Raw genomic sequence first — 25,869 nt, forward strand, 5'->3', positions numbered from 1 at the left:
CGTCAGGGCGACGACCGAGGGAGACACAGCGTGGCAGCCGTACGGGACAAGGCCGTTGTCGTAACCGGAGCGGGCGGGGGGATCGGCGCCGCACTCGCCCGCCGGTTCGCCGCCGAGGGCGCCCGGGTCGTGGTCAACGACCTGGACGAGGCCAAGGCGCGTAAGACAGCACAGGAGATCGGCGCGGTCGCCGTCCCCGGCGACGCCTCCGGCATCGTCGGCCCGGCCCGCGAGGCGCTCGGCGGCGCCATCGACGTCTTCTGTGCCAACGCCGGCGTCGGCACCGGCGGCGGCCCCGAGGCGCCCGAGGACGACTGGGCACTGGCCTGGGACGTCAACGTGATGGCCCATGTGCGGGCGGCGCGCGAACTGGTGCCGGAGTGGCTGGCGCGCGGCAGCGGCCGCTTCGTCTCCACGGTCTCCGCGGCCGGCCTGCTCACCATGGTCGCCGCGGCCCCCTACAGCGTCACCAAGCACGGCGCCTACGCCTTCGCCGAGTGGCTGTCGCTGACCTACCGCCACCGCGGCATCGAGGTGCACGCCATCTGCCCGCAGGGCGTACGGACCGACATGCTCGCCGCCACCGGGGCCGCCGGCGACCTTGTCCTGACCCCGACCGCCATCGAACCGGACGCGGTCGCCGACGCGCTCTTCGCCGCCATGGACGCGGGCCGCTTCCTGGTCCTGCCGCACCCGGAGGTGGGCGACTACTACACCGCCCGCGCCACCGACCCGGACCGCTGGCTGACCGGGATGAACCACCTCCAGCGGAAGCTGGAGGAGCGCGCGGGGGAGGCCCGGTGACCTCCTACCAGGACAAGCCGTGGCTGGCCCTGCTCACCGAGGCTCAGCGCGCCCCCGTCCAACCGCCGCCCTCCGTGCTGCACGCCTTCCGCGCCGCGGCCCGCCGCGCCCCCGACCGCACCGCGCTCGCCTACTTCGACGGCCGGATCTCCTACGCCGAGACCGACGCGCTCTCCGACGGCCTCGCCGGCCACCTCGCCGCCCGCGGCCTCCGTCCCGGCGACCGCGCCGTGGTGATGCTCCAGAACACCCCGCACTTCGTGCTCGCGGCGCTCGCCGTCTGGAAGGCCGGCGGTGTGGTCGTCCCCGTCAACCCCATGTACAAGGCGGCGGAGACCCGGCACATCCTCGACGACGCCGAGGTCACCGCCGTCCTCTGCGCGGACCACACCTGGGCCGGCTTCCTGCGCGCCACCGCCGCCGAGGCGCCCTCCGTCCGCATCGCCCTCACCGCCGACGAACGCGGACTCCAGACCCGCGACGACCCCCGCGTGCTGCGTGGCGAACCGGCCGGTCCCCAGGACGGCGCCGACGACCTGCTCACGGCCGCCCGGACCGGCGGAGAAGCCCCCGCCGCCCCCGAACCGGCCGCCGACGACATCGCGCTCATCAGCTACACCTCCGGCACCAGCGGCACCCCCAAGGGCGCCACCAACACCCACGGCAACATCAGCTACAACGCCGAACGGATGCGCACCGGCCTCGAACTCGCCGAGGGCGCCACCTACTTCGCGCTCGCCCCGCTCTTCCACATCACCGGCATGGTCTGCGAACTGGCCGCCTGCCTCGCCAACACCGGCACCCTGGCGCTGGCCCACCGCTTCGAGGCCGGCACCGTCCTGGACGCCTTCCTGGAGCACCGCCCGGCCTTCACCGTCGGCCCGTCCACCGCCTACATGGCGCTGATGGCCCACCCGGACGTCACCCCGGGGCACTTCACCTCCTTCCGGACCCTCAGCTCGGGCGGCGCGCCGCTGCCGCCGGCCCTGGTCGAGAAGTTCCGCACCGCCTTCGGCCCGCACCTCCACAACGGCTACGGCCTGACCGAGTGCACCGCGCCCTGCGCCACCGTCCCGCCCGGCAGGGAGGCACCGGTCGACAAGGTCTCCGGCACCCTCGCGGTCGGCGTCCCCGGCCCGGACACCGTCATCCGGATCATCGACGAGGCCGGCCGGGACGTGCCGTTCGGCGAACAGGGCGAGATCGCGGTCCGTGGCCCGCAGGTCGTGCCCGGCTACTGGCGCCGCCCGGACGCCACCGCCGAGGCCATCCCGGACGGCGAACTGCGCACCGGCGACATCGGGTTCATGGACCGCGACGGCTGGCTGTACGTCGTCGACCGCAAGAAGGACATGATCAACGCGTCCGGGTTCAAGGTCTGGCCCCGCGAGGTCGAGGACGTCCTCTACACCCATCCCGCGGTACGCGAGGCGGCCGTGGTCGGCGTACCCGACGCGTACCGCGGCGAGACCGTCAAGGCGTACGTCAGCCTACGTCCCGGCGCGTCCGCCGCCCCCGCCGAGCTGGCCGCCTACTGCCAGGAGCGGCTCGCCGCGTACAAATATCCCCGGGTGGTGGAGATCCTGCCGGAGCTTCCCAAGACCGCGAGTGGCAAGATCCTTCGACGGGAGCTGCGCCGGCGCGCATGAAGGAGCGCAGGCCGGTGCGCCGGCCGGACGCGGGCAGGCGCCCATGATGGACGCAGGCCGGGTGCGCATGACGGACGCACATGAGGAACAGCGGAACAGAGGATCAGGTGAGGGCGATGGCCGGCATCAAGGACGGCGCGGGCAACGGGAGCGGCACGGCGAAGCCCGTCGCGCAGCGGCTGCTGGCCACCGCCACCAGGCTCTTCGCGGAGCAGGGCTACGACCGCACCTCGGTGCAGGAGATCGTGGACGCGGCGGGCGTCACCAAGGGCGCCCTCTACCACTACTTCGGTTCCAAGGAGGACCTGCTCCACGAGGTCTACGGCCGGGTGCTGCGGCTCCAGCAGGAGCGGCTGGACCGCTTCGCGGACGCCGACGCGCCGGTGGAGCGCCGGCTGCGGGACGCCGCCGCGGACGTCGTGGTCACCACCATCGAGAACCTCGACGACACCAAGATCTTCTTCCGCTCGATGCACCATCTGAGCCCGGAGAAGGACAGGCAGGTGCGGGCCGAGCGGCGCCGCTACCACGAGCGGTTCCGCGCACTGATCGAGGAGGGCCAGCGCACCGGGGTCTTCACCGCCGACGTCCCCGCCGACCTCGTCGTCGACTACCACTTCGGCTCGGTGCACCACCTGGGCACCTGGTACCGCGAAAACGGCCCCCTCACCCCCCAACAGGTCGCCGACCACCTGGCCGACCTGCTGCTACGGGCGTTGCGGCCCTGACGGGGCCCGGCCCCCGACCCCGCCGCAGGAATTGCTCCGCCCCGTCCCGCTGTGGCCCCGTAGGGGGCGCGCCCGCCCCCTACGGGAACCGTTCGACCGCGCCCTACGGGCCCCCACGCCCGCGGGTACGGACCTCGCGCCCGCCGCTACACGTACCGCTTGATCTCCCGCCGTGCCAGCGACCGCTGGTGTACCTCGTCCGGACCGTCCGCCAGCCGCAGTGTGCGGGCGGCGGCCCAGAGTTCCGCCAGGGGGAAGTCCTGGCTCACGCCGCCCGCGCCGTGCAGTTGGACCGCCTTGTCGAGGATGTCCACGACCGTGCGCGGAGTGGCGATCTTGATGGCCTGGATCTCGGTGTGCGCGCCCTTGTTGCCGACGGTGTCCATCAGCCAGGCGGTCTTGAGCACCAGCAGCCGCAGCTGTTCCACCGCCACCCGGGCGTCCGCGATCCACTCCTGGACCACGCCCTGCTGCGCCAGTGGCCTGCCGAACGCCGTACGGGCCACCGCCCGCCGGCACATCAGCTCGATGGCCCGCTCGGCCATCCCGATCAGCCGCATGCAGTGATGGATCCGGCCGGGCCCCAGCCGCGCCTGCGCGATGCCGAAGCCGCCGCCCTCCTCGCCGATCAGATTCCCGACCGGCACCCGGACGTCCTCGAACAGCACCTCCGCGTGCCCGCCGTGGTAGTGGTCCTCGTAGCCGTAGACCTGCATCGCGCGCTTCACCGTCAGGCCGGGGGTGTCCCGCGGCACCAGCACCATCGACTGCTGGCGGCGGATGTCCGGGCCGTCCGGGTCGGTCTTGCCCATCACGATGAAGATCCGGCACAGCGGGTTCATCGCCCCGGAGATGTACCACTTGCGGCCGTTGATGACGTAGTCGTCGCCGTCCCGCTCGATCCGGGTCTCGATGTTGGTGGCGTCCGACGAGGCCACCTCCGGCTCGGTCATCGCGAACGCCGACCGGATCTCGCCCGCCAGCAGCGGCTCCAGCCACCGCTTCTTCTGCTCGGCGTCGCCGAACTGCGCGAGCACCTCCATGTTGCCGGTGTCCGGCGCCGCGCAGTTCAGCGCGGTGGGCGCCAACTGCGGGCTGCGGCCGGTGATCTCGGCCAGCGGCGCGTACTGGAGGTTGGTCAGCCCCGCGCCGTACTCCTCGTCCGGCAGGCTGTGCTGGTCTACGAAGAACAGGTTCCACAACCCCTGCCGGCGCGCCTCGGCCTTGAGCTCCTCGACGACCGCCGGGGTGTCCCACGGCGAGGCCAGTGCGGCCCGCTGCTCCTCCGCGACCCGCTCGGCCGGGTGGACGTGCTCGGCCATGAACGCCTCGAGCTTCGCCCGCAGTTCCTCGGTACGGGCATCGAATGCGAAGTCCATCGGTGCCTCAGCCTTCCTTGAGAGTGGTCAGTCCGCGGTCGATGAAGACGGGCACCAGCTCGCCGATCCGGTCGAAGCCCGCGCCGACCGTCTGGCCGAGCGTGTAGCGGTAGTGGATTCCTTCGAGGATCACCGCGAGTTTGAACCACGCGAACGCGGTGTACCAGGCGATCCGCGAGGTGTCCCGCCCCGAGCGCTCGGCGTAGCGCGCGATCAGCTCCTCGGGGGCGGGGTGCCCCGGCGCGCCGCTGGTGGTGCTCACCGGCGACTCCGGCAGCCCCAGATCGGTGCAGTACATCGCCAGCAGCCCCAGGTCGGTCAGCGGGTCGCCGAGCGTGGACATCTCCCAGTCCAGCACCGCGGTGATGGTGTCGTCGGCTCCGACGAGCACGTTGTCCAGCCGGTAGTCGCCGTGCACGACGGCCGGCGCGGGCGAGGGGGGCAACGCCCGGCCCAGCGCCTCGTGGAGCGCGTCGATGCCGGGCAGATCGCGGTTCTTGGAGGCCGCCAACTGCTTTCCCCACCGCCGGAGTTGGCGTTCCAGGAAGCCGTCCGGCCGCCCGAAGCCGGCCAGATCGGCCGCCGCCGGATCCACCGCGTGCAGCTCCACCAGCGTGTCGACCAGCGACAGCACCACCGCCCGGGTCCGCTTTGGACCCAGCGGGGCCAGCTGGTCCACGGTCCGGTACGGGGTGCCCGCCACCAGCTCCATCACATAGAACGGCGCGCCGAGCACCGTCTCGTCCTCGCACAGCAGCAGCGTCTCCGGCACCGGCACCGCGGTGTCGTGCAGCGCGCTGATCACCCGGTGCTCGCGGCTCATGTCGTGCGCGGTGGCCAGTACATGGCCGAGCGGCGGCCGGCGGACGACCCAGGAGGCGGCACCGTCGGTGACTCGGTAGGTGAGGTTGGACCGGCCGCCCTCGATCAGCCGTGCCCGCAGCGGCCCGGAGACCAGGCCCGGCCGCTCCCGGTCCAGATGCTGCCGCAGGCGCTCCGGATCGAGGCCGGGTGGTGCCTCCCCGGCGGCCGGCGGGGGCGGGGTGCCGTTGCTCATCGTGCTTCCTCCGTACGGAGTGACGTGACGGTTGGGCGGTGCAGGGCCGGCGGGCCCGTCCCGCCCGATCATGCCGACTAGTCGGTATGGAGTCCAGTGCCCCGCCGTGGGGCGTCGGTCACCCGACGTGTTTCCGCCACTTCCACCGGCCGGCGCCCCGCCCCCGACTGCCCGCTCAGGCGTGGCAGGCCGGCGCCACCCCGCCGTTCATCTCGGCCATCGCCTGGAACCCCGCCACCACGTCCAGCGGCGCCCCCGGGGCCGCACCGTCCAGCTCCGCGTACGCCCGCAGCAGGTTGGCCACCAGCCGCTCGCGCTCCGCCAGCCCCGCGAACGCGCCCAGATCCGCCTCCCGGGCCACCTCCAGCGGCGTCCGCCCGGCCGCCCGCCCCTCCCGCGCCAGCTCCCCGACGAACCGCAGATACCCCTCGACCTCGTCGTAGACCTCCGGCCCGGCCACCGGACCGTGCCCGGGTACCACCGTCTCCGCGCCCAGCGACCGCAGCAGCTCGATCGCCCGCAGCGACCCGCTCAACGAGCCCATCAGGACGAACGGCGTGCCGCCGTGGAAGACGAGGTCGCCGGTGAAGACCACCCGCTGCCGCGGCAGCCAGACGACGGTGTCGCCGAGCGTGTGCGCCGGCCCCGGATGGATCAGCTGCACCTCGGACTCCCCGACGTGCACGGTCATCCGGTCCTCGAACGTGACCTCCGGCGGGGTGAGCCGGATGTCGCCGTACGTCACCTCGGGCCACACCGCGTGCAGTTGGTACCCGGCGGCCAGCACCTCCCGCCGGCAGGCCGCATGCCCGATGATCGTCGCCTCCGGCGCGAACACGCCGTTGCCGTAGGTGTGGTCGCCGTGGTGGTGGGTGTTGACGACCGTACGGGGCACGGGGGCGCCGGTCTCCGCGATCCGACGGCGCAGCAGCCGCGCCCGCCGCTCGGTGGCGGCGGTGTCCACGACCAGGGTGGCGGTGCCGTCGGTGACGAAGCCCGCGTTGTTCAGGCACCAGCCGCCGTCCGGCTGGATGAACGCGTGGACGCCCGGGGCGAGTTCGGTGAGGTAGGGCTCGGGCACGGCGTCGGCGCCCGCGCCGGCGTCCGTGGTGGCCTCCGTGGTGGTCCGCTGATGGTCCGTCATGTCCGCTCCGTGCTGGTCGATGCTGGTCGATCGGTCGGTCCGCGCGGACACCGGAGCCGGCGGCCGGACCGGCGCCGCACGGACCCGGCAACGGTACCTCCCGGCCGCCCGCCCACCACTCCGGCCGCCCCGATCAGACCTCCCCGGCCGCCCGCCGGGCCGTCAGCTCCCGGTACGCGGCCAGCCCGTCGGGCGTCCACGGCCACTCCTCCAGCCGCCGGGCGAGTTCCTCCTCGGGCAGGAACGCGTGCCAGTCGATCTCCGCCTCCTGGGGCGCCACCGGAAGGGTGCAGCGCACCTCGTAGACCGCCGACCACCAGGTGTGCTCGGGCGTTTCGTACAGGAACCGGAACAGCGGCTCCGGCCGGGCCAGCCCGGACACCCCCAGCTCCTCCTCGGCCTCCCGCAGCGCCGCCTCGTCGTAGCTCTCACCCGCGCCCACCACCCCGCCCACGAACATGTCGTAATGCGCGGGGAACACCAGCTTCCGGGGGGTGCGCCGGTGCACGAAGATCCGGTCCTCGGCGTCCCGGACCAGGACGAACGCGCACCGGGTGCGCAGCCGGCGGGCGTAGGTCACCGCCCGCGGGGCCTGCCCCACCACCCGGTCGTGCTCGTCGACGACGTCGAGGATCTCGTCCGCGTTGAGCGGCTCCTGCTCGCTGACCGGTCGCTGATCGCTCATGGGGCCATCGAACCACCCCGCGGCGGCCCCCCGCCTCAGCGCGGCTGGAGTTCCCGTACGTCGTCGGCCGCGCCGCTCCCGGGCGGCATCGCCGGATGGCTGCCGATCAGCACGATCCCCGTCACCACCGCGACGATCCCGGCCGCCTGGAACGCCAGCGCCCCGGGCGTCACACGCAGCTGGTCGCCCAGGAAGCCGACCCCGCAGGCGATCCCCGCCAGCGGCTGCGCGGCGGTCAGCGCGGGCAGCGACATCCGCAGCGGCGCCGACTCGAAGGCGCTCTGCACCATCACCAGCGCCAGCACCCCGAGCACCACGATCGCGTACGGCTGCCAACTGGTCAGCAGCGCCCGCCAGCCGCCCGCCGTGAACCGCAGCCCGCTGATCCGCGTCAGCGCGTCCTGGAGCCCGTACAGCAGCCCTGCCGCCACCCCCAGCAGAGCCGCCTCCAGACTGACGTGCACCCGTTCCCGTTTGGCGACCGCCGCCAGCACCAGGGCGACGCCCAGCACCCCGCCCATGATCAGCCACTGGGCCAGCTGCCCGACCTCGCTGTTGTGCCCGCCGTGCGGCTGCCCGGCCACGATGAAGACCGTCACCCCGCCGGCCAGCAGCCACAGCCCGGCCCACCCGCTGCGGCCCAGCCGCTGCCGGGAGATCCGGCGCGCGAGTGCCATCGCGAACAGCAGGTTCGTCGCCATCAGCGGTTCGACCAGGGTGATGTCGCCCATCCCCAGCGCCACCGCGCCCAGCGCCATCCCCGCCACCATCAGCGCGATCCCGGCCACCCAGCGCGGCATCCGCACCAGGTCGAGCAGCAGCCGGAAGGAGAGATAGTCCTGCGGCGGGGCGTACTGCGCCGCGATCTGCTGGAGGACGAACCCGGTGCCCAGACAGCATGCCGCGGCAAGGGCGAGCAGGATCACCGTCACGTCGCACACCTCGTATCGCGCGGGGCGGGGGGTGCGCCCGAGGATAGTCAGCCACCATGGCCGAAACGCGCCCCTCGACGGCGCCATTCTCGCGCGTACCCGTCTGTACCACCGTCCACGGGCAGAGGATTCTCTGCAGAGAACTCTGTGCAGAGAGTCCTCTGCATCTCTAGGCTGACGTTCATGAGCCATGACGACGTGCCCGCCGGCAACCGGCAACCGGCCGGCGGGGACGCTTCCGCGTCCCCGGCATCCCCCGCGCCCCGCCCCACCCGCCGGATGGACGCCCGCAGCCTGCGCGGAATCGCCCACCCGCTGCGGATGCGCATCCTGGAGCTGCTGACCCTCGACGGCCCGGACACCGCCACCGGCCTCGCCCGCCGGCTCGGCGAGAACACCGGCACGGTGAGCTGGCACCTGCGCCACCTCGCCGACCACGACTTCATCGAGGAGGAGACCGGCCGCGGCACCCGGCGCGAGCGCTGGTGGCGGGCGGTGGCGGTCTCCCGCCGGCTCGACACCACCGACTTCCGCGACGATCCGGACGCCCGCGGCCCCCTCTCGGTCTACGTCCACGAGATCGTCCAGCAGCACTTCAACCGGGTCGTCGACTACCTCGCCGAGGACTGGGGCGCGGAGTGGCGGGACGCCGGCGCGGTCGCCCAGTGGCACGACCTGGCGCTGACGCCGAATCAACTCGCGGCGTTGAACCAGGAGTTGTCGCAGGTCGTGGAACGGTATCGGAGCGCCGGCGTCACGGGGGACGACGCGGCCGCCGCGCAGCCCGTCATCGTCCAGCTCCAGTCCTTCCCCCGCAGGCCGCGGGCGGACGGCCCACCGCGGCCGGACGTCACGCACCGGGACCCGGCAGACCGGACCGACCGGACCGGCCATGGTGGCCGCACCGATCGCACCGATCGCACCGATCGCACCGACCGGACGACCCGGTGAGCGGCCTGCTCCTCCGCCACCGCGACTTCCGGCTGCTGTGGTGCGGGGAGGTCGCGGGCAAGTTCGGCGCCGCGGTCACCGGGGTGGCGATGCCGCTGACCGCCGTCGAGGCCCTGCGTGCCGACACCTTCGCGGTCGGCCTGCTGAGCGCCTGCGGCTGGCTGCCGTGGCTGCTGATCGGGCTGCCGGTCGGGGCCTGGGTGGACCGGGCCCGCCGTCGCCCCCTGATGCTGGGCGCCGCCGTGCTCTCCATGGTGGTGTTCGCCGCGGTCCCCGTCGTCACCTGGTGCGGCGGGCTGAGCCTCGGCCTGCTGATCGGCGCGGCCCTGCTGAGCGGCGCCGCCGCGGTGGTCTTCCAGACCGCCTACAGCGCCTACCTCCCCGGCCTCCTCGCCCCCGCCGACCGGCCCGAGGGCAACGCCAAGCTGCACGGCAGCGCCTCGGCGGCGCAGCTCGCCGGGCAGGGCGCCGGCGGCTTCCTGGTCCAACTCGCAGGCTCCGCCAACGGGTTGTTCGCCAACGCGGCCACCTTCCTGGTCTCCCTGCTCTGCCTGCTCGGCATCCGGCACCGCGAGGCGCCCCCGGCCGGCCCGGGGGAGCGCGCCACGCGGTCCCTGCGGGCCGAGGTCGCCCAGGGCCTGCGACTGGTCGCCGGCGATGCCTGGCTCCGCACGCTGACCCTCTTCGGCGCCGCCTCCAACCTCGCCCTGATGGGATACCAGTCGATCCTGCCGGCCTTCCTGGTACGCGAGGCAGGGCTGGCGCCGGGCACCGTAGGCACCGTGCTGGCGGTGGCGAGCACCGGCGGGATCGCGGGCGCCTTCGCGGTCCGCCGGGCCGCCGCGCGGATCGGCACCGCCCGCGCCACCCTGCTCTTCGAACTCGGCCTGCCCGCCGCGGCGTTGCTCATCCCGCTCACCACCTCGGGGCCCGGCGCCGCCCTGTACGTCGTCGGCGGCTTCGGCGTCTCCGCGGGCGTGGTCGGCGGGAACATCCTCAAGGCCGGCTTCCAGCAGGCGTACTGTCCACCGGCGCTGCTCGGCCGGGTGACCGCCGGCTCCGCCTTCCTCAACTACGGCACGCTGCCGCTGGGCGCCCTGCTCGGCGGCGCGCTCGGCGCCGCCTTCGGTGTCCGTACGGCCCTGTGGATCACCACCGCCGGCGTCCCGCTCGCCGCCCTGATCCTCCTGGTCTCACCGATCCGCACGGCCCGCGACCTCCCGTCCCACCCCCCGGAGGACAACGCCTGCATGAACTCCCAGACGCACGCCGACGGGAAAGCCGAGACGCATCCTGACGGGAACGCCGAGACGCATTCTGACGGGAACGCCGCGAAGATCCCGGACGCGCCCGGCGACGACCTTCGACCTGCTCACCCGACCCTGAGCCGCACCGATCAAGAGCCCCCGACGCTCTCGTAGCCCCCGTCGCCCCCGGCGCCGACTCCCTCGGTCGGCCCGCCCACCGGCCCCCACGCCGTCTCCATCCCGGCCCCCACCCCCACCGGCTCCACCTCTCCGCCCCCAGGATCGAAGCGGTAACCGGATCCCCACACCTCCGTCAGCAGCCGAGGCGCGGCGGGATCGGCCTCCAGCTCCGCCCGCAGCCGTGCCATGCGCGCCGCCACCGCCGACAGGTCGCCGAAGTCCCGCCCCCAGACCCGCTTGAGCAGCTGCTCCCGGGAGAACACCCGCCCGGGGTGCCGTACCAGGAACGCCAGCAGCGCGAACTCGTCCCTGGACAGCGCGAGTTCGCGCCCGGCGTGGAGTGCCCGCCCGGTCCCGATGTCGACGACGACCTCCCCGACCCGCAGGACGTCGGCGGACCGGCCGGCCACTGTCGCGCCACCGCCCCTGCCCGCGCCCCCGGCCCCGGCCCCGCGCAACGCCTCCGTCACCCGCCCCACCAGCTCCCGCGTCCCTACGGGTCCCTCCGCGGCCAACGGCACCACGGGGACCGGCGGCCCGCCCCTGCCCCGCCGCAGCCGGCGGCGCAGCTCCAGGCCGTCGATGCCCGGCAGCGCCGGATCGAGGACGACGGCGTGCGGAGCGAAGTCCGCGGCGAGTTCGAGGGCGGTGAAGCCGTCGGTGGCGTAGGCGGTGGTGTGGCCGGCGCGGGCGAGTTCGGCGGTGACGGCCGTGGCGACGGCCGGGTCGTCCGCGACGACGAGGACACGGTGCGGCGGCCCGGGTGCCGGCCCCGGGGGAGCGGGCGGCACTGCCCGGCGCACCGCTCAGCCCGCCGTTCCCGCGAGGCGCGTCCCGGGGCGCGCCCTCAGGAGAAACCTCATACCTCCAGCCAACACCCGCACGCGCACCTTCGCGCGCCGAGACCCCGGCCGCACCGTCTCCGAGGCCCCAACGATGACGTGGCCAACGGTGACGTTGCCAACGGTGACGAGCGCTCCCCGCTGCAAGCACGCGCCCGACGCCGCCGAACCCCCGCCCCGGCTCCCGCCCCCAGCTCCAGCCCGTTACTTCTCCAACTGCTCCCGCACCCGCCGCGACACCGTGAACGCGTACAGGTCCAGTACGCCGGGCGGCTCCGCGAGGCCCGGCCCACCGGCGCGTATCCATGCGGCGATGTCCGCCAGCGCCGCGTCGTCGTTGACCAAGCCCAGCCACACCGGGCGGCCGCCCGCGGCCCGCCCGTTGGCCGAGGGCTGCACCACGACCACGTTCGCCTGGTCGCAGACGTCCAGGCACTCCGAGGCGCGGACCGGCGCCGCCCCGTCCAGCGCCGCCCGCAGCCGCGGGATCTGCCCGGCGTGGTCGACCCCCGGGATCTTCGCCCCGTCCCCGCAGCAGCAGCCGCGGCAGACGGTCACCCGGCACTGCTGCGCGGTGGCCCGCCCCGCCCGCCCGACCTGCTTTTCGATCATCCGGTCATGGTACGGGGCCGCTCCGCACCGACCGCCGGCCCCCGGCCATCCGCCCCACCGTCCACCGCCGCAGCCCCCACCCCGCCCGTAGCGCAGACCACGCGAGGGCGCGACATTCCCCGGCCCGTTCCTGGACAGACATCCGGGCATGGCCCTGACCAATCCCTCGCCCCGTACCGGCTCCGGCACCGCACACCCGTCCCCGACCTCCGCCCGGCGCCCGATCCCCGGCCCCGCCGGCCTCCCCGTGATCGGCTCCCTGCTCGACCTCCACCGCGACTCGCTCGGCGCCTTCTTACGCGCCCAGCGTGAACACGGCGACGTGGTCCGCCTGGAGGCCGGCCCGCCCGGCCTGCGCAGTGTCTTCTACGCCGTCTTCGCGCCCGAGGGCGTCCAGCAGGTCCTCGCCACCCAGGCCGCCAACTTCCGCAAGGACCACCCGTTCTACGAGGAGGTCCGCCAGTCGTTCGGCAACGGCCTGCTCACCAGCCAGGACGCCGACTACCTCCGGCAACGCCGGCTGGTGCAGCCGCTGTTCACCCGGCGCCGGGTCGACGGTTACGCCGCGGCGGTCGCCACCGAGGCGGACGCGGTCGCCGCCCGCTGGCGGTCGGCCGCGGACGGCGTGGTCGACCTCGTCCCCGAGCTGAACCGGCTCGCCCTGCGCACCGTCGCCCGCATCCTCTTCGGCGTCGACACGGAGGCCGCGGTGACCGCCATCCACCGTTGCGCCCCCGTCATCAACGACTACGTCGTCCGCCGCGCCTACACCCCCGTGAAGATCCCCCGCGACTGGCCCACCCCCAGGAACCTCCGCAACCGCCGGGTCACCGCCGAACTCAACGCGCTCTGCGACCGGATCATCGCCGAGCGCCGCACCGCCCCCGGTGACGCCACCACCGGGGAGCCGGACCACAACGACCTGCTCTCCCTGCTCGCCGCGGCCGGCAACGACGAGGACGGCACCCTCGACGCCACCGAGGTCCGCGAACAGGTCCTGATCTTCCTGCTGGCCGGTCACGAGACCACCGCCACCTCGATGGCCTTCACCCTCCACCTGCTGGCCCGGCACCCCGACGAACAGTCCCGGGTCCGCGCCGAAGTCGCCCACGTGCTCGGCGACCGCACGCCCACCGCCGCCGACCTGGACCGACTGCCGCTGCTCACCAGGGCGTTCAAGGAGTCCATGCGGCTCTACCCGGCGGCCCCGGTCGTCAGCCGCCGCGCCGTCGAGGCCACCGAGGTCGCCGGCTTCCCCCTCCCGGCCGGCGCCGATGTCGTCGTCGCCCCCTGGGTCACCCACCGCCACCCGGACCTGTGGGAGGACCCCGAGCGGTTCGACCCGGACCGCTTCGCCCCCGAGCGCGAGGCCGGGCGGCACCGCTACGCCTGGTTCCCCTTCGGCGGCGGCCCGCGCGTCTGCATCGGCCAGCACTTCTCGATGCTGGAATCCGTCCTGGCCCTGGCGACCCTGCTCCGTTCCCACGAACTGACCGCCCTCGACCAGGAGGTGCCGGTCGCCGCCGGCATCACCCTCCAGGCCACCGGTCCGGCCCGGGTACGCCTCCGCGCCCTGTAGCGGCCCCGGGGGCGGGACCGGCTCCAGCGGCGGGTCAGCCCACGCGTGAGACCGCGGGCGGGAATGCAAACGCAACAGAAATAGCGTTTGCATTCTTGCCCGCCACCCTCTACGGTCGTAGACGTCCACCCCGCCCGGGCCGCGCCCGGCGGGTTTCCCTCCCGACAGGAGAAGGCCGTTGCTCGTCTGAGGTCTGGCAGACACCGCGCCCGCGACCGGCGATCCGTTCCGCGATCCCCGCCCCGCGCGCCCGTCCGCGACCTCGGCGTACGCACGGCGTACCCGGTCCCCGGCACTGCCGCGGTGTCTCCCTGCGCATCTATCGCCCCACCCCGCGCACACCTCCCAGGAGACCCGTATGTCAAAGTCCCCCGCCGCCTCCGCCGCGGCCGTCGTCTGCACCAACACCGGCTTCGCCTGGCCCGACGGCACCCCCGTCCTGGACGGCTTCCAGTTCTCCGTCGGCCCCGGACGCACGGGCCTGGTCGGCCTCAACGGATCAGGAAAATCAACCCTGTTGAAGCTGATCGCCGGTGAACTCACCCCCACCGCCGGCAGCGTCAAGGCCGTCGGCGAGGTCGGCTACCTCCCGCAACACGCCGCCCTCGACACCCACCTCAGGGTCGACGAGGCGCTCGGCATCGCCGCCACCCGCGCCGCCCTGCACGCCATCGAGAACGGCGACCCGAGCGAGGAGCACTTCACCGCCGTCGGCGACGACTGGGACGTCGAGGAGCGTGCCCGCGCCACCCTCGACCAACTCGGCCTGCACGCCATCGGCCTCGACCGCACCATCGGCGAGGTCTCCGGCGGCGAGTCCGTCCTGCTCCGGCTGGCCGCCCTGCTGCTCCGCCGCCCGGACGTCCTCCTCCTCGACGAACCCACCAACAACCTCGACCTGCCCGCCCGCCGCCGCCTCTACGACACGGTCGCCGCCTGGTCCGGGGTCCTCCTCGTCGTCAGCCACGACCGCGAACTCCTCGAACACGTCGACCGGATCGCCGACCTGCGCGGGGGAGAAGTCCACTGGTACGGCGGCAACTTCAGCGCCTACGAAGAGGCCCTCACCGCCGAACAGGAAGCGGCCGAGCGAATGGTGCGGGCCGCCGAGTCCGACGTCGCGCGCCAGAAGCGCGAACTGGCCGACGCCCAGGTCAAACTGGCCCGCCGGGTCCGCTACGGCAACAAGATGTACGCCCAGAAACGCGAGCCCAAGATCGTCATGAACGCCCGCAAGGGGGAGGCCCAGGTCTCCGCCGGCAAACACCGCGCCCTGCACACCGAACGCCTCCAGGAGGCCAGGGAGCGCCTCGACGAGGCCGCCGAAGCCGTCCGCGACGACGACGAGATCCGCATCGACCTCCCGTACACCGCGGTCCCGCCCGGCCGCACCGTCCTCACCGTCACCGGTCTGCGCACCCGCCACGGCACCCGCGCCGACCTGGACGTGCGCGGCCCCGAGCGGATCGCCCTCACCGGCCGCAACGGCTCCGGCAAGACCACCCTGCTCCGCACCCTGACCGGCGACCTCCCGCCGAGCGCCGGAACCGCCGAGGTCCACGTCCCGCACCGCTTCCTCCCGCAACGCCTCGACGAGGTCCTCGACCACGACCTCACCGTCGTCGAGAACGTCGCCCGCTACGCCCCGGAGGCCACCAACAACCGCATCCGCGCCCGCCTCGCCCGCTTCCTCTTCAAGGGCGCCCGCGCCGACCAGCAGACCGGCACCCTCTCCGGCGGCGAACGCTTCCGGGCCGCCCTGGCCGCCCTGATGCTCGCCGAACCGGCCCCCCAGCTCCTCCTCCTCGACGAACCCACCAACAACCTCGACATGTCCTCCGTCCGCAGCCTGGTCACCGCCCTGCACTCCTACGAGGGCGCCCTCCTCGTGGTCAGCCACGACCCCCGCTTCCTGCGCGAACTCTCCCTCACCCGCTGGCTGACCCTCGAATCCGGCACCCTCACCCCCATCGACCCCCTCTGACCCACACCACCAGCGCCCCCGGGGCCACTTCCGGGGCCGGCGCCGAACCGGCCCTAGAAGTGCCGCACCAACTCCCCGAACGCCCCCAGCCGCAGCACCTTCGCATCCCCCGGATCCAGCTCCTCGTGCTCCAGCACCCACGTGTGGTCGTGCGGGATGTACACCGCGTTCAGCCCCGCCGACCGCGCCGGCAGGATGTCCGACTTCGGGGAGTTCCCGATCATCCACGTCCGCTCCGGCACCAGCCCGTAGGCCCGGGTCAGCTCCTCGTAGGTGGCCACGTTCTTCTCCGGCACGATGTGCACCCCGCGGAAGTGCCCGGTCAGCCCCGACGCCGCCACCTTCCGCTGCTGCTCCTCCGCGTCCCCCTTGGTCAGCAACAGCAACTCGTGCCGCCCCGCCAACTCCGCCAGCGTCTCCGCCACCCCCGCGATCAGCTCCACCCGGTCCCCGGCGAACGCCGCCCCCCAGCCGGCGATCCGCGCCCGCTCCGCCGCCGTGGCCGCCCGCCCCCGCACCCGCTCCAGACACTCCCCGAGGCTCCGCAGAAACACCCGGCTCCCGTACCCCAGCCTCACCGCGTTCGCCGCCTCGATCCCGTCCAGCACGCCCCGCACCGCCCGCCGGTCCACCCCCGGCCCGGCCAACCACCCCGTGAACTCGTCGATCACCCGCTCGAAGATCACGTTGTTCTCCCACAACGTGTCATCCGCATCAAAGATCAGCACCGCCCACAACCCCTCTCACCCACCGTGAACGGGGGCACCCTACGCACGCGCCCCGCAGCTCCGCACGGAAATTCCGCACACCGGACGCGACCACCGCCGGCGAAGAACCCCGGCAACGCACCGACTCAGCGTCCCAAAACGCCAAAAGACCCCGGATTCGAAGATCCGAGGTCTTTTGTCTGTGGTGTCCGAGGGGGGACTTGAACCCCCACGCCCGATAAAGGGCACTAGCACCTCAAGCTAGCGCGTCTGCCATTCCGCCACCCGGACAAGGTGTCTGTCGTTGCGGCCTCCGGGCCGTTCCGACGAGGAAAACAATAGCAAACGTTCGGGGGTGGTCGATCACGCCTGGTCCGGAGCGGCCGCGGTGGCTGTGAACCGCACATGTCGGGCGTATTGCGGCCTTGGGTGGAGCGGGCGCCGGGTGGAGGATGGCGGTGGACCCCGCCGCGGGGTGCTCTTGGGTGCGCCGCGGCCGTGAACGAAGAGGAGGCAGTGTGAGCGAGCTTCGCGAGCGATCCATGGAGAGGTGCGGGCCCTGCGCCGGCCGGGCCGGGCGAAGCGAGGTCCGGGCATGAGCGAGTCGCAGCCGGCACGCACGGTCACCGGCGAGGACGAGGTCGTCGACCTGTGCCGGGACCTGATCCGGATGGACACCAGCAACTACGGCGATCACTCGGGGCCGGGGGAGCGCGCCGCCGCCGAGTACGTCGCCGAGAAGCTCGCCGAGGTCGGCCTGGAGCCGCAGATCTTCGAGTCGCACAAGGGGCGGGCCTCGACCGTCGCGCGGATCGAGGGCGAGGACCGCTCGCGGCCCGCCCTGCTGATCCACGGCCACACCGACGTGGTGCCGGCCAACGCCGACGACTGGACCCACCACCCGTTCTCCGGGGAGATCGCGGACGGCTGCGTGTGGGGCCGGGGCGCGGTCGACATGAAGGACATGGACGCGATGACGCTGGCCGTCGTGCGCGACCGGCTGCGCACCGGGCGCAAGCCCCCGCGGGACATCGTGCTGGCGTTCCTCGCCGACGAGGAGGCGGGCGGTACGTACGGCGCGCGGTACCTCGTCGATAACCACCCGGAGCTGTTCGAGGGAGTGACGGAGGCGATCAGCGAGGTCGGCGGCTTCTCGTTCACCGTCAACGAGAACCTGCGGCTGTATCTCGTGGAGACGGCCCAGAAGGGCATGCACTGGATGAAGCTGACCGTGGCCGGCTCGGCCGGGCACGGTTCGATGATCCACCGGGACAACGCCATCACCGAACTGTCCGAGGCCGTAGGCCGGTTGGGGCGGCACGAGTTCCCGGTGCGGGTGACCAAGACCCTGCGGGCCTTCCTGGACGAGCTGGGGGACGCGCTGGGCACCGAGCTGGACCCGGAGAACATGGACGCGACGCTGGCCAAGCTCGGCGGGATCGCCAAGCTGATCGGTGCCTCGATGCGGAACACCGCCAACCCCACGCAGCTGGGCGCCGGTTACAAGGTCAACGTGATCCCTGGCGAGGCCACTGCTCACGTCGACGGCCGCTTCCTGCCCGGTTTCGAGGAGGAGTTCCTGGCCGACCTGGACCGGCTCCTGGGCCCGCGGGTCAGGCGCGAGGACCTTCACGCGGACAAGGCGCTGGAGACCACCTTCGACGGTGCCCTGGTGGACGCGATGCAGTCGGCGCTCCAGGCCGAGGACCCCATCGCGCGGGCCGTGCCGTACATGCTCTCCGCGGGGACGGATGCCAAGTCCTTCGACGATCTCGGCATCCGGGGCTTCGGGTTCGCGCCGCTGAAGCTGCCGCCGGAGCTGGACTTCGCCGGGATGTTCCACGGCGTGGACGAGCGGGTTCCGGTGGACGGGCTGAAGTTCGGGGTGCGGGTGCTCGACCGGTTCATCGACCAGAGTTGAGGCGGAGCGGGAGAGAGGGAGAGAGGGAGAGAGGTGGGGAGGTGGAGAGGCCAGAAGTGGAGTAGAGCGCATCGGCCTTGTGTGGCTTGGGGGTTCGTCCTGTGAAGGCATGCGCCTAACGTGAAGTCGGCCTGAAATCCCTGCCTTTGGGGTTGGCTTCGCTGAAAAGGATGAACGCTGCGATGTGTTCGTAGCTTCATGAGCCTGATCTCCGTTGACGTGGGTGCGGTCCGCGGCTGGGATCGCATTGCCTACAAGGAGGAACCATGATCAAGAAGGTCGTAGCCGCAGCAGCGGTTGCCGGTGGCGTCGTACTCGCCGGCGCCGGTCTGGCCGTCGCCGACTCCGGTACCCAGGGCGCCGCGGTGCGCTCCCCGGGTGTGCTGTCCGGCAACGTCGTCCAGGCCCCGGTACACGTTCCGGTGAACGCGTGCGGCAACACGATCTCCGTGGTCGGCCTGCTGAACCCGTCCTTCGGCAACTTCTGTGTGAACCACTGACGTTATCGACGGCCTTTCCGGCCCGATTTTCGGGCCCGGCCCAGTCAGGCTCCGGAATGTCCCTCCGACATTCCGGAGCCGCTGGGCATTCTCGCGGGTGGGTGCCCCTCCTCAGGAGGCAGTCCGCGGAGCGTGCTCTCACCTCCGCCGGCGGCCATCCGCCCGCATTCCTGTAAAGCACTAGGCAGGGGAACACCAATGAGGCAGGTCGCGAGAAAAGGGCTGATCACCATGGCGGCCGCGGGCGGCGCGCTCGCCATGGCCGCCGGAGCCGCGTACGCGGACTCCGGTGCCGCGGGCCGCACGGCGCACTCGCCGGGCATCGGTTCGGGCAACACCATCCAGGCCCCCATCGACGCCCCGATCAACGTCTGCGGCAACACCGTCAACGTCGTCGGCGCGCTCAACCCGGCGTTCGGCAACAAGTGCGCGAACGGGTCCGATGGCCACGACCACGGCCATGGCCACGGTCACGGCAAGCACCGGCGGACGCCCGGTGGCGCCAGCGCGACGGGTGGGGCGGCGCACTCGCCGGGCATCGGTTCCGGCAACACCATCCAGGCGCCGGTCGACGTCCCGGTCAACGTCTGCGGCAACAGCGTCGACGCGGTCGGCGTGCTGAACCCGTCCTTCGGCAACGACTGCGACAACACCTCGCCGGGGGGCCCGGGCCACCCGCACCACCCCGGGGGCGGTTCGCACCACCCCGGACACCCGGGTCAGCCGGGTCAGCCGGGTCAGCCCGGTCAGCCGGGACACCCGGGTCAGCCGGGGCAGCCCGGTCAGCCGGGACACCCGGGTCAGCCCGGTCACCCGGGTCAGCCCGGTCACCCAGGCCAGCCCGGTCACCCGGGACACCCGGGTACGCCCCAGCAGCCGGGGCACCCGCACGGGCCGGGCGGGGCGCACGGGTCGCGGCCCGGCACCCCGCAGTCGCCGGGCGGCCCGGCGACGCACACGGGCAGCCACCACGTGACGGCGCCGGGGAACGGAGCACAGCTCGCGCACACCGGTGCCGGGACGCTGGGCTACGCGATCCCGGTCAGCGCGGGCATGCTGCTCGGGGGAGCCGTGCTCTACCGCCGGGCGCGCACCGCCCGTAGGTGATCAGCGGCACCCCGTAGGAACGCACGACGGAGCGGGCCCCGTCCTCGACCGGGCCCGCTCTGCCGTACTCACACCGTCCCCGGGCTCACCACGTGGCGCGCAGCTGGCGGATGATCCGGCGACGCAGCCGCACCCGGCGACTGCCGTCGGGATTGAGACGAAGTCGGTCCAACTCCCAGTGCCCGTACTCGGCATGGTCGGTCAGCAGGCGTGTGGCGGCCTTGCGGGAGACGCCCCGAGGCACATACACATCGCAGAATTCGTATTCCGGCATCGCATCTATTGTGCGGGACCGGCCCCGGTACGGATAGCGTCTGCACTATGTCTGATGCTGCGCAGCCTTCCGCTGCCGAGGTACGTGCCGCCGCTGAGGCGGTCAAAGCCGCGCTGGACCGTCACCTCGACGCGGTCGAACGCCGCACGGGGGCGGACGATCCCGCCGTCTACGCCGCGTTCGACGAAGTCGCCGCGGCTGCCGAGCGCTATGACGAGCTGCTCTACGACGCCTACGACGAGGTCACCCCCTTCGAGATCCCGGGGAACGACGCGCTGCCCGCCTATGCGGGGCCCGAGGAACCGAGCGCGCTGAGCGTGCTCATCCGGCGCGACTACACCGTCGCCCATCCGCAGCGGCTGCTGCATCAGGCACAGCGCATCGCGGCCCTGGACCCGGACGCCGCGGACGATGCCACGGGCAACGCCCCCGACGCCGCCACGCTCGTCGGCAGCAGTGTGTACGCCGCGCTCGGTGTGCTCTTCGGGGAGTACGAACCGGACGAGATCGCCTCCCGGCACAAGGAGTTCGGCCTGGAGGAGGGCGACTCCACGCTGTGGGTGGCGGCCGTCGACGAGCCGGCCGAGCCGGGGGAGTGGCTCTCCGCGCCGTTCGACCAGGCGGATCCGCAGCGGGTGGTGTGCCGCTTCGACGTCAGCTCGGTCTTCGACGAGGAACTCGACGACGACGATGACGACGATCTGCTGGAGCCGGCCGACCGGAGCCGGTGAGGCGCGGCGGACGGGGCCCGCGGGACGGACGGCCGGTGCGCCGCCGCCCCGCGGGCCCCTCGCCGGGAATCCCCGGGCCGGGCGGCGGGTCAGTCCTCGGACTGCTCCTCGGTCTGCGTCCGCAGCAGCGTCCGCAGCCGGGTGGTGCGCTCCTTGGCGGGGACCTCGGCGACCGCGCGGGACAGCGCCGGGCCGACGCCCTGGACCACCGACAGATGCCGTTCGCCGCGGCTGAAGGCGGTGTAGGCCCAGGCGCGGGTCAGGCCGCCGGCGGCGTCGCCGGGGAGCACCACGACCGCGGCGGGCCAGCGTGACCCGGCCGCCTGATGGGCGGTGAGCGCCCAGCCGTGCCGGACCGTGCCGGAGCCGACCTGTTCGCGCGGGACGACCACGGCGGTGCCGTCGCACTCCAGGTGCAGGCCGTCGGCGTCGGCGCCGGTGACCGTGCCGGGGAGCGTACGGCCCGGCGTGGGGGAGTAGGCGACGCGGTCGCCGGGGTCGAAGCCGCCGAACCGGCCGGGGCCGGGGTTGAGGCGCTCCTTGAGTGCGGCGTTCAGTGCGCGGGTGCCGGCCGCGCCGCCGTGGCCGACGGTGATGACCTGGGTCTGCTCGGCGGGGATGCCCAGCGCGCGGGGCACCGAGTCGGCGACCAGCTGGACCGTGCGGTGCACCGCCTCGTGGGCGTCCCGCACCGGGACGGTGACCACCTCCTTGCCGGGCGCTTCGACCTCGGTCAGCTCGCCGACGCCGATGCCCGACACCAGCTCGCCGATCGGGCCGAAGTCGGGGGTGCGGGAGGCGATCTGGGGGCAGAACCGGGACTGCAGGACGTCCTGGAAGAGCCGCCCCGGGCCCGCCGACCACAGGACGCCGGGGTCGCCGCTGAGCACCAGGCGCGTCCCGTCGGTGAGCGACTCGACGAGCAGGGCGGCGGTCTCCAGGTCCAGCTGCGGGGCGTCCAGTACGACCAGCAGGTCGAGGGCGAGGGCGCCGTCCGCGTCCCGCCCGGGGCCCTCCCGGCCGGACAGCAGACCGGCGACGGTCACCGCTGGCGCCGGCGCGGCCGGTGTGGCGGGCTCCCCGGGGGCGGCGTCCGGCGCGGCCTCGGCGAGCTGCGCGGCGAGCCGTCGGCGGCCGTCGGCGGTGTGCGCGGCGCCGAACGCCCGCAGCCCGAGGGCGCGGGCCGCGGCGACCAGCGCGGCGGGCTCGGCGCGGGCCGCCTCGCCGCCGGTGTGGGCCACCAGGCCGCTGTGCGCGACGGTCCGGATCAGCTCGGCGGCGGAGGACGAGGGCGCGGCCGCCGCGGCCTGCGCCCAGGCGTCGGCGGTGGGGTGGGGTCGGGGGCCCGGGGTGTCGTGGGCGTCTGTGGCCTCTGAGGCGTCCGCGGTGTTCGTGGCGTCTGTCGCGCCCGTGGTGTCCGCGGCCTCGGCGGCCTCGGTGTCCTCGGCGGGCGGTCCCTGCCCGTCCGCTCCGGAGCCCGCCGTCGCGTCGTCCGCAGTCTCGGTCACGTCCGCCACGTCCGCGGCGGCGTCCGCAGCCACGTCCGCGGTGCCGTCGGTCGGCTCGTCCGCCGTGCCGTCCGTCGGCTCGTCCGCCGGCGGTTCGAAGGTGTTCAGCAGCCGGGCCAGGCCGTCGGCGACGCTCTCCTCGGCCATCGCGAGCCGGTCCAGGCCGAGCAGCAGACGGACCGGCTGCTCCTCGTCGTCCTCCGCCGAGGCCCGGGGGCGGCCCGGGGTCTCCAGCGCGTCCTGGAAGACCAGCACCGCGCCGTCCGCGATGGCGCTCTGGAGGGCGGCGTCCGGATCCGGTACGGCGCGTTGGGCAAGGGCGGCGCGCAGCGCGGACGCCTCCAGGGCGGAGTGGCCGGCGACCGCGGCCTGCTCCAGCAGCCAGCCGATCAGCGCCTGGGCGCGCCGCTCGTCGCCGGGGCCGCAGGCGGGGCCGAGCAGCGCCCGGGCGAAGCCGTCGGCCTGCTCGGGGCGCACCCCGGGCACCGCGAGCAGCTGCCAGGGGTCCTCGGTGAGCGCCTCGGCGGCCTGCTGGCCGAGCACCTCCGTGGCCCGCTCGGCCAGCGCCTCGGGGGCGCCGCCGGCGGCCAGCACCTGCCGGACGCCCTCGATGCCGGGGGCCGGGGCGACGGCGGGCCGGGCCGCCGGGACCGTGGGGCCCGCGGCGGCACCCTGGGCGCCGGAATCCGGGACGGCCGGGCGGGGCGGGGCGGGCGGCGGACCGGCGGGCCGTGGCGCGGCCGCCTCGGGGACCGGGCCCGCCGGTGCCGGCTGCGGGGCCCGGCTCGGGCCGCCGGTGCCCTCCGGGCCGGGCGCGCCGTCCCGTGCCGGCCGGGCGGCGGGGGCCTTGGCGGCCGGCTTCGGGGTCTCGGCGAAGAACGACGCGGCGGAGCGCTCACCGCTCTCCACGGCCCGCACCGCCGCCGCCAGTGCCGCCACGGACGCGGCCGGGCCGGGCTGTGCCGTGCCGTCGGCGCCGCCGCCGGACTCGCCGCCCGGGCCGCCCCCGGGCGCGGCGGCCTCCTGCTCGGGCGGGTTGTCGCCGGCGCGGTCGGTACTCACAGCGTGCTCCAGTCGTGGTCGGGATAGTGGTGCACCGGAGCCGACACATCGTCCAGCGCCCGGCGGATCTCGTCAGGAAGACTAAGCGCCTCCACTGACAATGCGGCTCTGAGCTGCGGCGCGGTGCGGGCGCCGAGGATCGGGGCGGTCACGCCGGGGCGGTCGCGGACCCAGGAGAGCGCGACCTGAAGGGGCGTGACGGCCAGCCCGTCGGCGGCGGTGGCGACCGCGTCGACGATCCGGCCCGCGGTCTCGTCCAGATAGGGCGCCACGAACGGTGCCAGATGCTCCGAGGCGCCCCGGGAGTCGGCCGGGGTGGCATGGCGGTACTTGCCGGTGAGCACCCCGCGGCCCAACGGGGACGACGGGAGCAGCCCCAGGCCCAAGTCCCGGGCGGCGGGCAGCACTTCCCGTTCGACGCCGCGCTGGAGGAGGGAGTACTCCAGCTGCGCACTCGCCAGCCGGTTGCGGACGCCGGGCGCGGCCAGCTGCCAGGTGGCGGCCTTGGCGAGCTGCCAGCCGGAGAAGCCCGCCAGGCCCACATAGCGTGCCCGGCCGCTCGCCACCGCCAGGTCGAGCGCCTGGAGGGTCTCCTCCAGCGGGGTGTGCGGGTCGAAGGCGTGCAGCTGCCAGAGGTCCACATAGTCGGTGCCCAGGCGCTCCAGGGAGGCGTCCAGGGCCGCGAGCAGATGGCGGCGGGAGCCGTCCACCCGGCGGTCCGGCGCCAGGACGCTGCCGGCCTTGGTGGCGACGACCAGGTCCATGCGCGGCACCAGGCCCTCCATGAGCCGGCCGAGGAGGTACTCGGCGCCGCCGTCGGCGTAGATGTCGGCGGTGTCGACGAGCGTGCCGCCGGCCTCCCAGAACGTCTTGAGCTGTTCGGCGGCGTCCTGTTCGCCGGTGTCGCGCGCCCAGTTGAGGGTGCCCAGCCCGAGGCGGGACACCCGCAGGCCCGTGCGGCCGAGGTGCCTTTGCTCCATGAGCCAGACCCTACGCGCCGGGCCCCGCGAGCAGGGGACCTGTGGACAACCGTCGCCCGGCCGTGCCCGGACCGGGCTCCGGCCCACCGGTGACGATCCCCGCACCCGCACGCTAGAGTCCCCGGAACAGCGACGTTACTGATGGGTAAGGGGAGCGGCATGAGGCTTGGCATCAACCTCGGCTACTGGGGCGCCGGCATGGACTCCGACAATCTCGCGGTGGCGAAGGAGGCCGACCGCCTCGGCTACGCCGTCTGCTGGGCGGCCGAGGCGTACGGCTCCGACGCCCCCACGGTGCTCTCCTGGGTGGCCGCGCAGACCGAGCGGATCGACGTCGGCTCGGCGATCTTCCAGATCCCGGCCCGTACACCCGCCATGACCGCGATGACCGCCGCGACCCTGGACTCGCTCTCCGGCGGCCGCTTCCGGCTCGGCCTCGGCGTCTCCGGCCCGCAGGTCTCCGAGGGCTGGTACGGCGTGAAGTTCGACAAGCCGCTGGCCCGCACCCGGGAGTACGTGGAGATCGTCCGCAAGGCCATGTCCCGCGAGCGGCTCTCCTACGAGGGCGCGCACTGGACGCTGCCGCTGCCGGGCGGCCCGGGCAAGCCGCTGAAGCTCACCGTGCACCCGCAGCGCGAGCACATCCCGCTCTACATCGCCGCGATCGGGCCCAAGAACCTCCGGCAGACCGGTGAGATCGCGGACGGCGCCCTGCTGATCTTCCCCTCCGCCGACCACCTGGAGGAGACCACGATCTCCCACCTCCGGGCGGGCCGGGAGGCCGTCGGCAAAACCATGGACGGCTTCGACGTCTGCCCCACCCTGCCGCTGGCCCTCGGCGACGACAAGAACATCAGCGCGCTCGCCGACTTCTTCCGCCCGTACACCGCGCTCTACGTCGGCGGCATGGGCAGCCGGAAGCAGAACTTCTACAACCAGCTGGCACAGCGGATGGGGTACGAGAAGGAGGCCGCCGAGATCCAGGACAAGTACCTGTCCGGGGACAAGGACGCCGCCGCCGCGGCCGTCCCCGAGCGGCTGATCGACCAGACCACCCTGCTCGGCTCGGTCGACCGGATCGCCGAGCGGATGCAGGCGTACGCCGCGGCCGGCGTGACCACCCTGACGGTGACGCCCGCCGGCTTCACCCTGGAGGAGCGGCTGGCCGCGCTCCGCGCCGGCACCGAGGCGCTGGAGCGGTCCGGCCTGGCGTAGCACCGCGCACACGAAAGCCCGGCGCGGAAGGCGCCGGGCCGGAGAAGCACTACGGCCGTGGTGGGGGCTCGGGGGTCTTCCCCGCCACGGC

General features: G+C 73.7%; 23 protein-coding genes and 1 tRNA gene. 12 read left to right on the forward strand and 12 right to left on the reverse strand.

What is annotated here, in order from left to right; all coding sequences use genetic code 11:
- The first annotated feature begins 30 nt into the window (after positions 1 to 30).
- The 3 genes from B073_RS0105740 (at position 31) to B073_RS0105750 (ending at position 3,181) form a co-directional block, all read left to right on the forward strand.
- Entirely contained in the window at positions 31 to 804 is a 774-nt protein-coding gene (locus B073_RS0105740; protein ID WP_018537138.1) for an SDR family oxidoreductase, read from the forward strand.
- Positions 801 to 2,453, forward strand: a complete 1,653-nt coding sequence (locus tag B073_RS0105745) for a class I adenylate-forming enzyme family protein (protein ID WP_018537139.1) — start codon at positions 801 to 803, stop codon at positions 2,451 to 2,453. The genes B073_RS0105740 and B073_RS0105745 overlap by 4 nt, the downstream gene beginning before the upstream one ends.
- Positions 2,454 to 2,569: 116 nt before the next feature.
- Entirely contained in the window at positions 2,570 to 3,181 is a 612-nt protein-coding gene (locus B073_RS0105750; protein WP_018537140.1) for a TetR/AcrR family transcriptional regulator, read from the forward strand.
- A 146-nt stretch (positions 3,182 to 3,327) separates the two neighbouring features.
- On the opposite strand, the gene B073_RS0105755 is transcribed toward B073_RS0105750, so the two are convergent.
- The 5 genes from B073_RS0105755 to B073_RS0105775 all read right to left on the reverse strand — a co-directional run bounded on the left by B073_RS0105755 (position 3,328) and on the right by B073_RS0105775 (position 8,378).
- Positions 3,328 to 4,560 (reverse strand): acyl-CoA dehydrogenase family protein, encoded by a 1,233-nt coding sequence (locus B073_RS0105755; RefSeq protein WP_018537141.1) that lies wholly within the window; start codon positions 4,558 to 4,560, stop codon positions 3,328 to 3,330.
- Positions 4,561 to 4,567: 7 nt separating this feature from the next.
- The gene (locus B073_RS0105760; RefSeq protein WP_018537142.1) at positions 4,568 to 5,617 is read right to left on the reverse strand and encodes a phosphotransferase family protein; all 1,050 of its coding nucleotides are present in this window, start codon (positions 5,615 to 5,617) and stop codon (positions 4,568 to 4,570) included.
- Positions 5,618 to 5,792: 175 nt separating this feature from the next.
- On the reverse strand, positions 5,793 to 6,761 hold the full coding sequence (locus B073_RS0105765) for an MBL fold metallo-hydrolase (protein ID WP_018537143.1): 969 nt from the start codon (positions 6,759 to 6,761) through the stop codon (positions 5,793 to 5,795).
- A gap of 133 nt (positions 6,762 to 6,894) precedes the next feature.
- On the reverse strand, positions 6,895 to 7,446 hold the full coding sequence (locus tag B073_RS0105770) for an NUDIX domain-containing protein (protein ID WP_018537144.1): 552 nt from the start codon (positions 7,444 to 7,446) through the stop codon (positions 6,895 to 6,897).
- A gap of 35 nt (positions 7,447 to 7,481) precedes the next feature.
- Positions 7,482 to 8,378, reverse strand: coding sequence for a DMT family transporter (locus B073_RS0105775; protein WP_018537145.1), 897 nt, complete (start codon positions 8,376 to 8,378; stop codon positions 7,482 to 7,484).
- Positions 8,379 to 8,561: 183 nt separating this feature from the next.
- Here B073_RS0105775 and B073_RS0105780 point away from each other — a divergent pair, with 183 nt between their 5' ends.
- Positions 8,562 to 9,329, forward strand: coding sequence for a winged helix-turn-helix domain-containing protein (locus tag B073_RS0105780; protein WP_078507904.1), 768 nt, complete (start codon positions 8,562 to 8,564; stop codon positions 9,327 to 9,329).
- The gene (locus B073_RS0105785) at positions 9,326 to 10,750 is read left to right on the forward strand and encodes an MFS transporter (protein WP_018537147.1); all 1,425 of its coding nucleotides are present in this window, start codon (positions 9,326 to 9,328) and stop codon (positions 10,748 to 10,750) included. Before B073_RS0105780 ends, B073_RS0105785 begins: the two co-directional genes overlap by 4 nt.
- Here the strand turns inward: B073_RS0105785 and B073_RS39200 are convergent.
- Positions 10,726 to 11,547: a response regulator transcription factor gene (locus B073_RS39200; protein ID WP_018537148.1), complete on the reverse strand. Its 822-nt coding sequence runs from the start codon at positions 11,545 to 11,547 to the stop codon at positions 10,726 to 10,728. The two genes, B073_RS0105785 and B073_RS39200, sit on opposite strands and share 25 nt — an antisense overlap.
- 255 nt (positions 11,548 to 11,802) lie before the next feature.
- Positions 11,803 to 12,210 carry a hypothetical protein gene (locus B073_RS0105795; RefSeq protein ID WP_018537149.1) on the reverse strand — a complete coding sequence of 136 codons (408 nt, stop codon included), beginning with the start codon at positions 12,208 to 12,210 and terminating at the stop codon, positions 11,803 to 11,805.
- Positions 12,211 to 12,358: 148 nt separating this feature from the next.
- Between B073_RS0105795 and B073_RS0105800 the strand changes: the two genes are divergently transcribed.
- On the forward strand, positions 12,359 to 13,789 hold the full coding sequence (locus tag B073_RS0105800; protein ID WP_018537150.1) for a cytochrome P450: 1,431 nt from the start codon (positions 12,359 to 12,361) through the stop codon (positions 13,787 to 13,789).
- Between the two features lie 358 nt (positions 13,790 to 14,147).
- Positions 14,148 to 15,773: an ABC-F family ATP-binding cassette domain-containing protein gene (locus B073_RS0105805; RefSeq protein ID WP_018537151.1), complete on the forward strand. Its 1,626-nt coding sequence runs from the start codon at positions 14,148 to 14,150 to the stop codon at positions 15,771 to 15,773.
- Between the two features lie 53 nt (positions 15,774 to 15,826).
- Here B073_RS0105805 and B073_RS0105810 read toward each other — a convergent pair whose 3' ends face one another.
- Both B073_RS0105810 and B073_RS0105815 read right to left on the reverse strand, forming a co-directional pair.
- Positions 15,827 to 16,510, reverse strand: coding sequence for an HAD family hydrolase (locus B073_RS0105810; RefSeq protein ID WP_018537152.1), 684 nt, complete (start codon positions 16,508 to 16,510; stop codon positions 15,827 to 15,829).
- Between the two features lie 173 nt (positions 16,511 to 16,683).
- A tRNA-Leu gene (locus B073_RS0105815) sits at positions 16,684 to 16,771 on the reverse strand.
- Between the two features lie 304 nt (positions 16,772 to 17,075).
- On the opposite strand from B073_RS0105815, the gene B073_RS0105820 reads away from it, so the two are divergent.
- The 3 genes from B073_RS0105820 to B073_RS48995 all read left to right on the forward strand — a co-directional run bounded on the left by B073_RS0105820 (position 17,076) and on the right by B073_RS48995 (position 20,008).
- Entirely contained in the window at positions 17,076 to 18,401 is a 1,326-nt protein-coding gene (locus tag B073_RS0105820; protein ID WP_018537153.1) for a M20/M25/M40 family metallo-hydrolase, read from the forward strand.
- Positions 18,402 to 18,667: 266 nt separating this feature from the next.
- Positions 18,668 to 18,901, forward strand: coding sequence for a chaplin (locus tag B073_RS0105825; RefSeq protein ID WP_018537154.1), 234 nt, complete (start codon positions 18,668 to 18,670; stop codon positions 18,899 to 18,901).
- 198 nt (positions 18,902 to 19,099) lie between these two features.
- Positions 19,100 to 20,008, forward strand: a complete 909-nt coding sequence (locus tag B073_RS48995) for a chaplin (protein ID WP_026247100.1) — start codon at positions 19,100 to 19,102, stop codon at positions 20,006 to 20,008.
- A gap of 85 nt (positions 20,009 to 20,093) precedes the next feature.
- Here B073_RS48995 and B073_RS0105835 read toward each other — a convergent pair whose 3' ends face one another.
- Positions 20,094 to 20,282 (reverse strand): DUF5703 family protein, encoded by a 189-nt coding sequence (locus B073_RS0105835; protein WP_018537156.1) that lies wholly within the window; start codon positions 20,280 to 20,282, stop codon positions 20,094 to 20,096.
- Positions 20,283 to 20,329: 47 nt separating this feature from the next.
- Between B073_RS0105835 and B073_RS0105840 the strand changes: the two genes are divergently transcribed.
- A complete protein-coding gene (locus B073_RS0105840; protein WP_018537157.1) occupies positions 20,330 to 21,013 on the forward strand; it encodes a hypothetical protein in 684 nt (227 codons plus the stop codon).
- 89 nt (positions 21,014 to 21,102) lie between these two features.
- On the opposite strand, the gene B073_RS0105845 is transcribed toward B073_RS0105840, so the two are convergent.
- Complete coding sequence (locus B073_RS0105845; RefSeq protein ID WP_018537158.1) at positions 21,103 to 23,583, reverse strand: helix-hairpin-helix domain-containing protein; 2,481 nt, start codon at positions 23,581 to 23,583, stop codon at positions 21,103 to 21,105.
- Positions 23,580 to 24,563 (reverse strand): aldo/keto reductase, encoded by a 984-nt coding sequence (locus B073_RS0105850; RefSeq protein WP_026247101.1) that lies wholly within the window; start codon positions 24,561 to 24,563, stop codon positions 23,580 to 23,582. Before B073_RS0105850 ends, B073_RS0105845 begins: the two co-directional genes overlap by 4 nt.
- 159 nt (positions 24,564 to 24,722) lie before the next feature.
- Between B073_RS0105850 and B073_RS0105855 the strand changes: the two genes are divergently transcribed.
- Positions 24,723 to 25,778: an LLM class F420-dependent oxidoreductase gene (locus B073_RS0105855; RefSeq protein WP_018537160.1), complete on the forward strand. Its 1,056-nt coding sequence runs from the start codon at positions 24,723 to 24,725 to the stop codon at positions 25,776 to 25,778.
- The last annotated feature ends 91 nt before the right edge of the window (positions 25,779 to 25,869 follow it).

The organism is Streptomyces sp. MspMP-M5, assembly GCF_000373585.1.
In the GTDB taxonomy this organism is placed as follows: Bacteria; Actinomycetota; Actinomycetes; order Streptomycetales; family Streptomycetaceae; genus Streptomyces.

Coding starts and splice junctions, on each gene's coding strand:
- B073_RS0105750 (WP_018537140.1), top strand. CDS start 2,570: ATGGCCGGCATCAAGGACGGCGCGGGCAACGGGAGCGGCACGGCGAAG.
- B073_RS0105755 (WP_018537141.1), bottom strand. CDS start 4,560: ATGGACTTCGCATTCGATGCCCGTACCGAGGAACTGCGGGCGAAGCTC.
- B073_RS0105760 (WP_018537142.1), bottom strand. CDS start 5,617: ATGAGCAACGGCACCCCGCCCCCGCCGGCCGCCGGGGAGGCACCACCC.
- B073_RS0105765 (WP_018537143.1), bottom strand. CDS start 6,761: ATGACGGACCATCAGCGGACCACCACGGAGGCCACCACGGACGCCGGC.
- B073_RS0105770 (WP_018537144.1), bottom strand. CDS start 7,446: ATGAGCGATCAGCGACCGGTCAGCGAGCAGGAGCCGCTCAACGCGGAC.
- B073_RS0105780 (WP_078507904.1), top strand. CDS start 8,562: ATGAGCCATGACGACGTGCCCGCCGGCAACCGGCAACCGGCCGGCGGG.
- B073_RS0105795 (WP_018537149.1), bottom strand. CDS start 12,210: ATGATCGAAAAGCAGGTCGGGCGGGCGGGGCGGGCCACCGCGCAGCAG.
- B073_RS0105800 (WP_018537150.1), top strand. CDS start 12,359: ATGGCCCTGACCAATCCCTCGCCCCGTACCGGCTCCGGCACCGCACAC.
- B073_RS0105805 (WP_018537151.1), top strand. CDS start 14,148: ATGTCAAAGTCCCCCGCCGCCTCCGCCGCGGCCGTCGTCTGCACCAAC.
- B073_RS0105820 (WP_018537153.1), top strand. CDS start 17,076: ATGAGCGAGTCGCAGCCGGCACGCACGGTCACCGGCGAGGACGAGGTC.
- B073_RS0105825 (WP_018537154.1), top strand. CDS start 18,668: ATGATCAAGAAGGTCGTAGCCGCAGCAGCGGTTGCCGGTGGCGTCGTA.
- B073_RS48995 (WP_026247100.1), top strand. CDS start 19,100: ATGAGGCAGGTCGCGAGAAAAGGGCTGATCACCATGGCGGCCGCGGGC.
- B073_RS0105835 (WP_018537156.1), bottom strand. CDS start 20,282: ATGCCGGAATACGAATTCTGCGATGTGTATGTGCCTCGGGGCGTCTCC.
- B073_RS0105840 (WP_018537157.1), top strand. CDS start 20,330: ATGTCTGATGCTGCGCAGCCTTCCGCTGCCGAGGTACGTGCCGCCGCT.
- B073_RS0105850 (WP_026247101.1), bottom strand. CDS start 24,563: ATGGAGCAAAGGCACCTCGGCCGCACGGGCCTGCGGGTGTCCCGCCTC.
- B073_RS0105855 (WP_018537160.1), top strand. CDS start 24,723: ATGAGGCTTGGCATCAACCTCGGCTACTGGGGCGCCGGCATGGACTCC.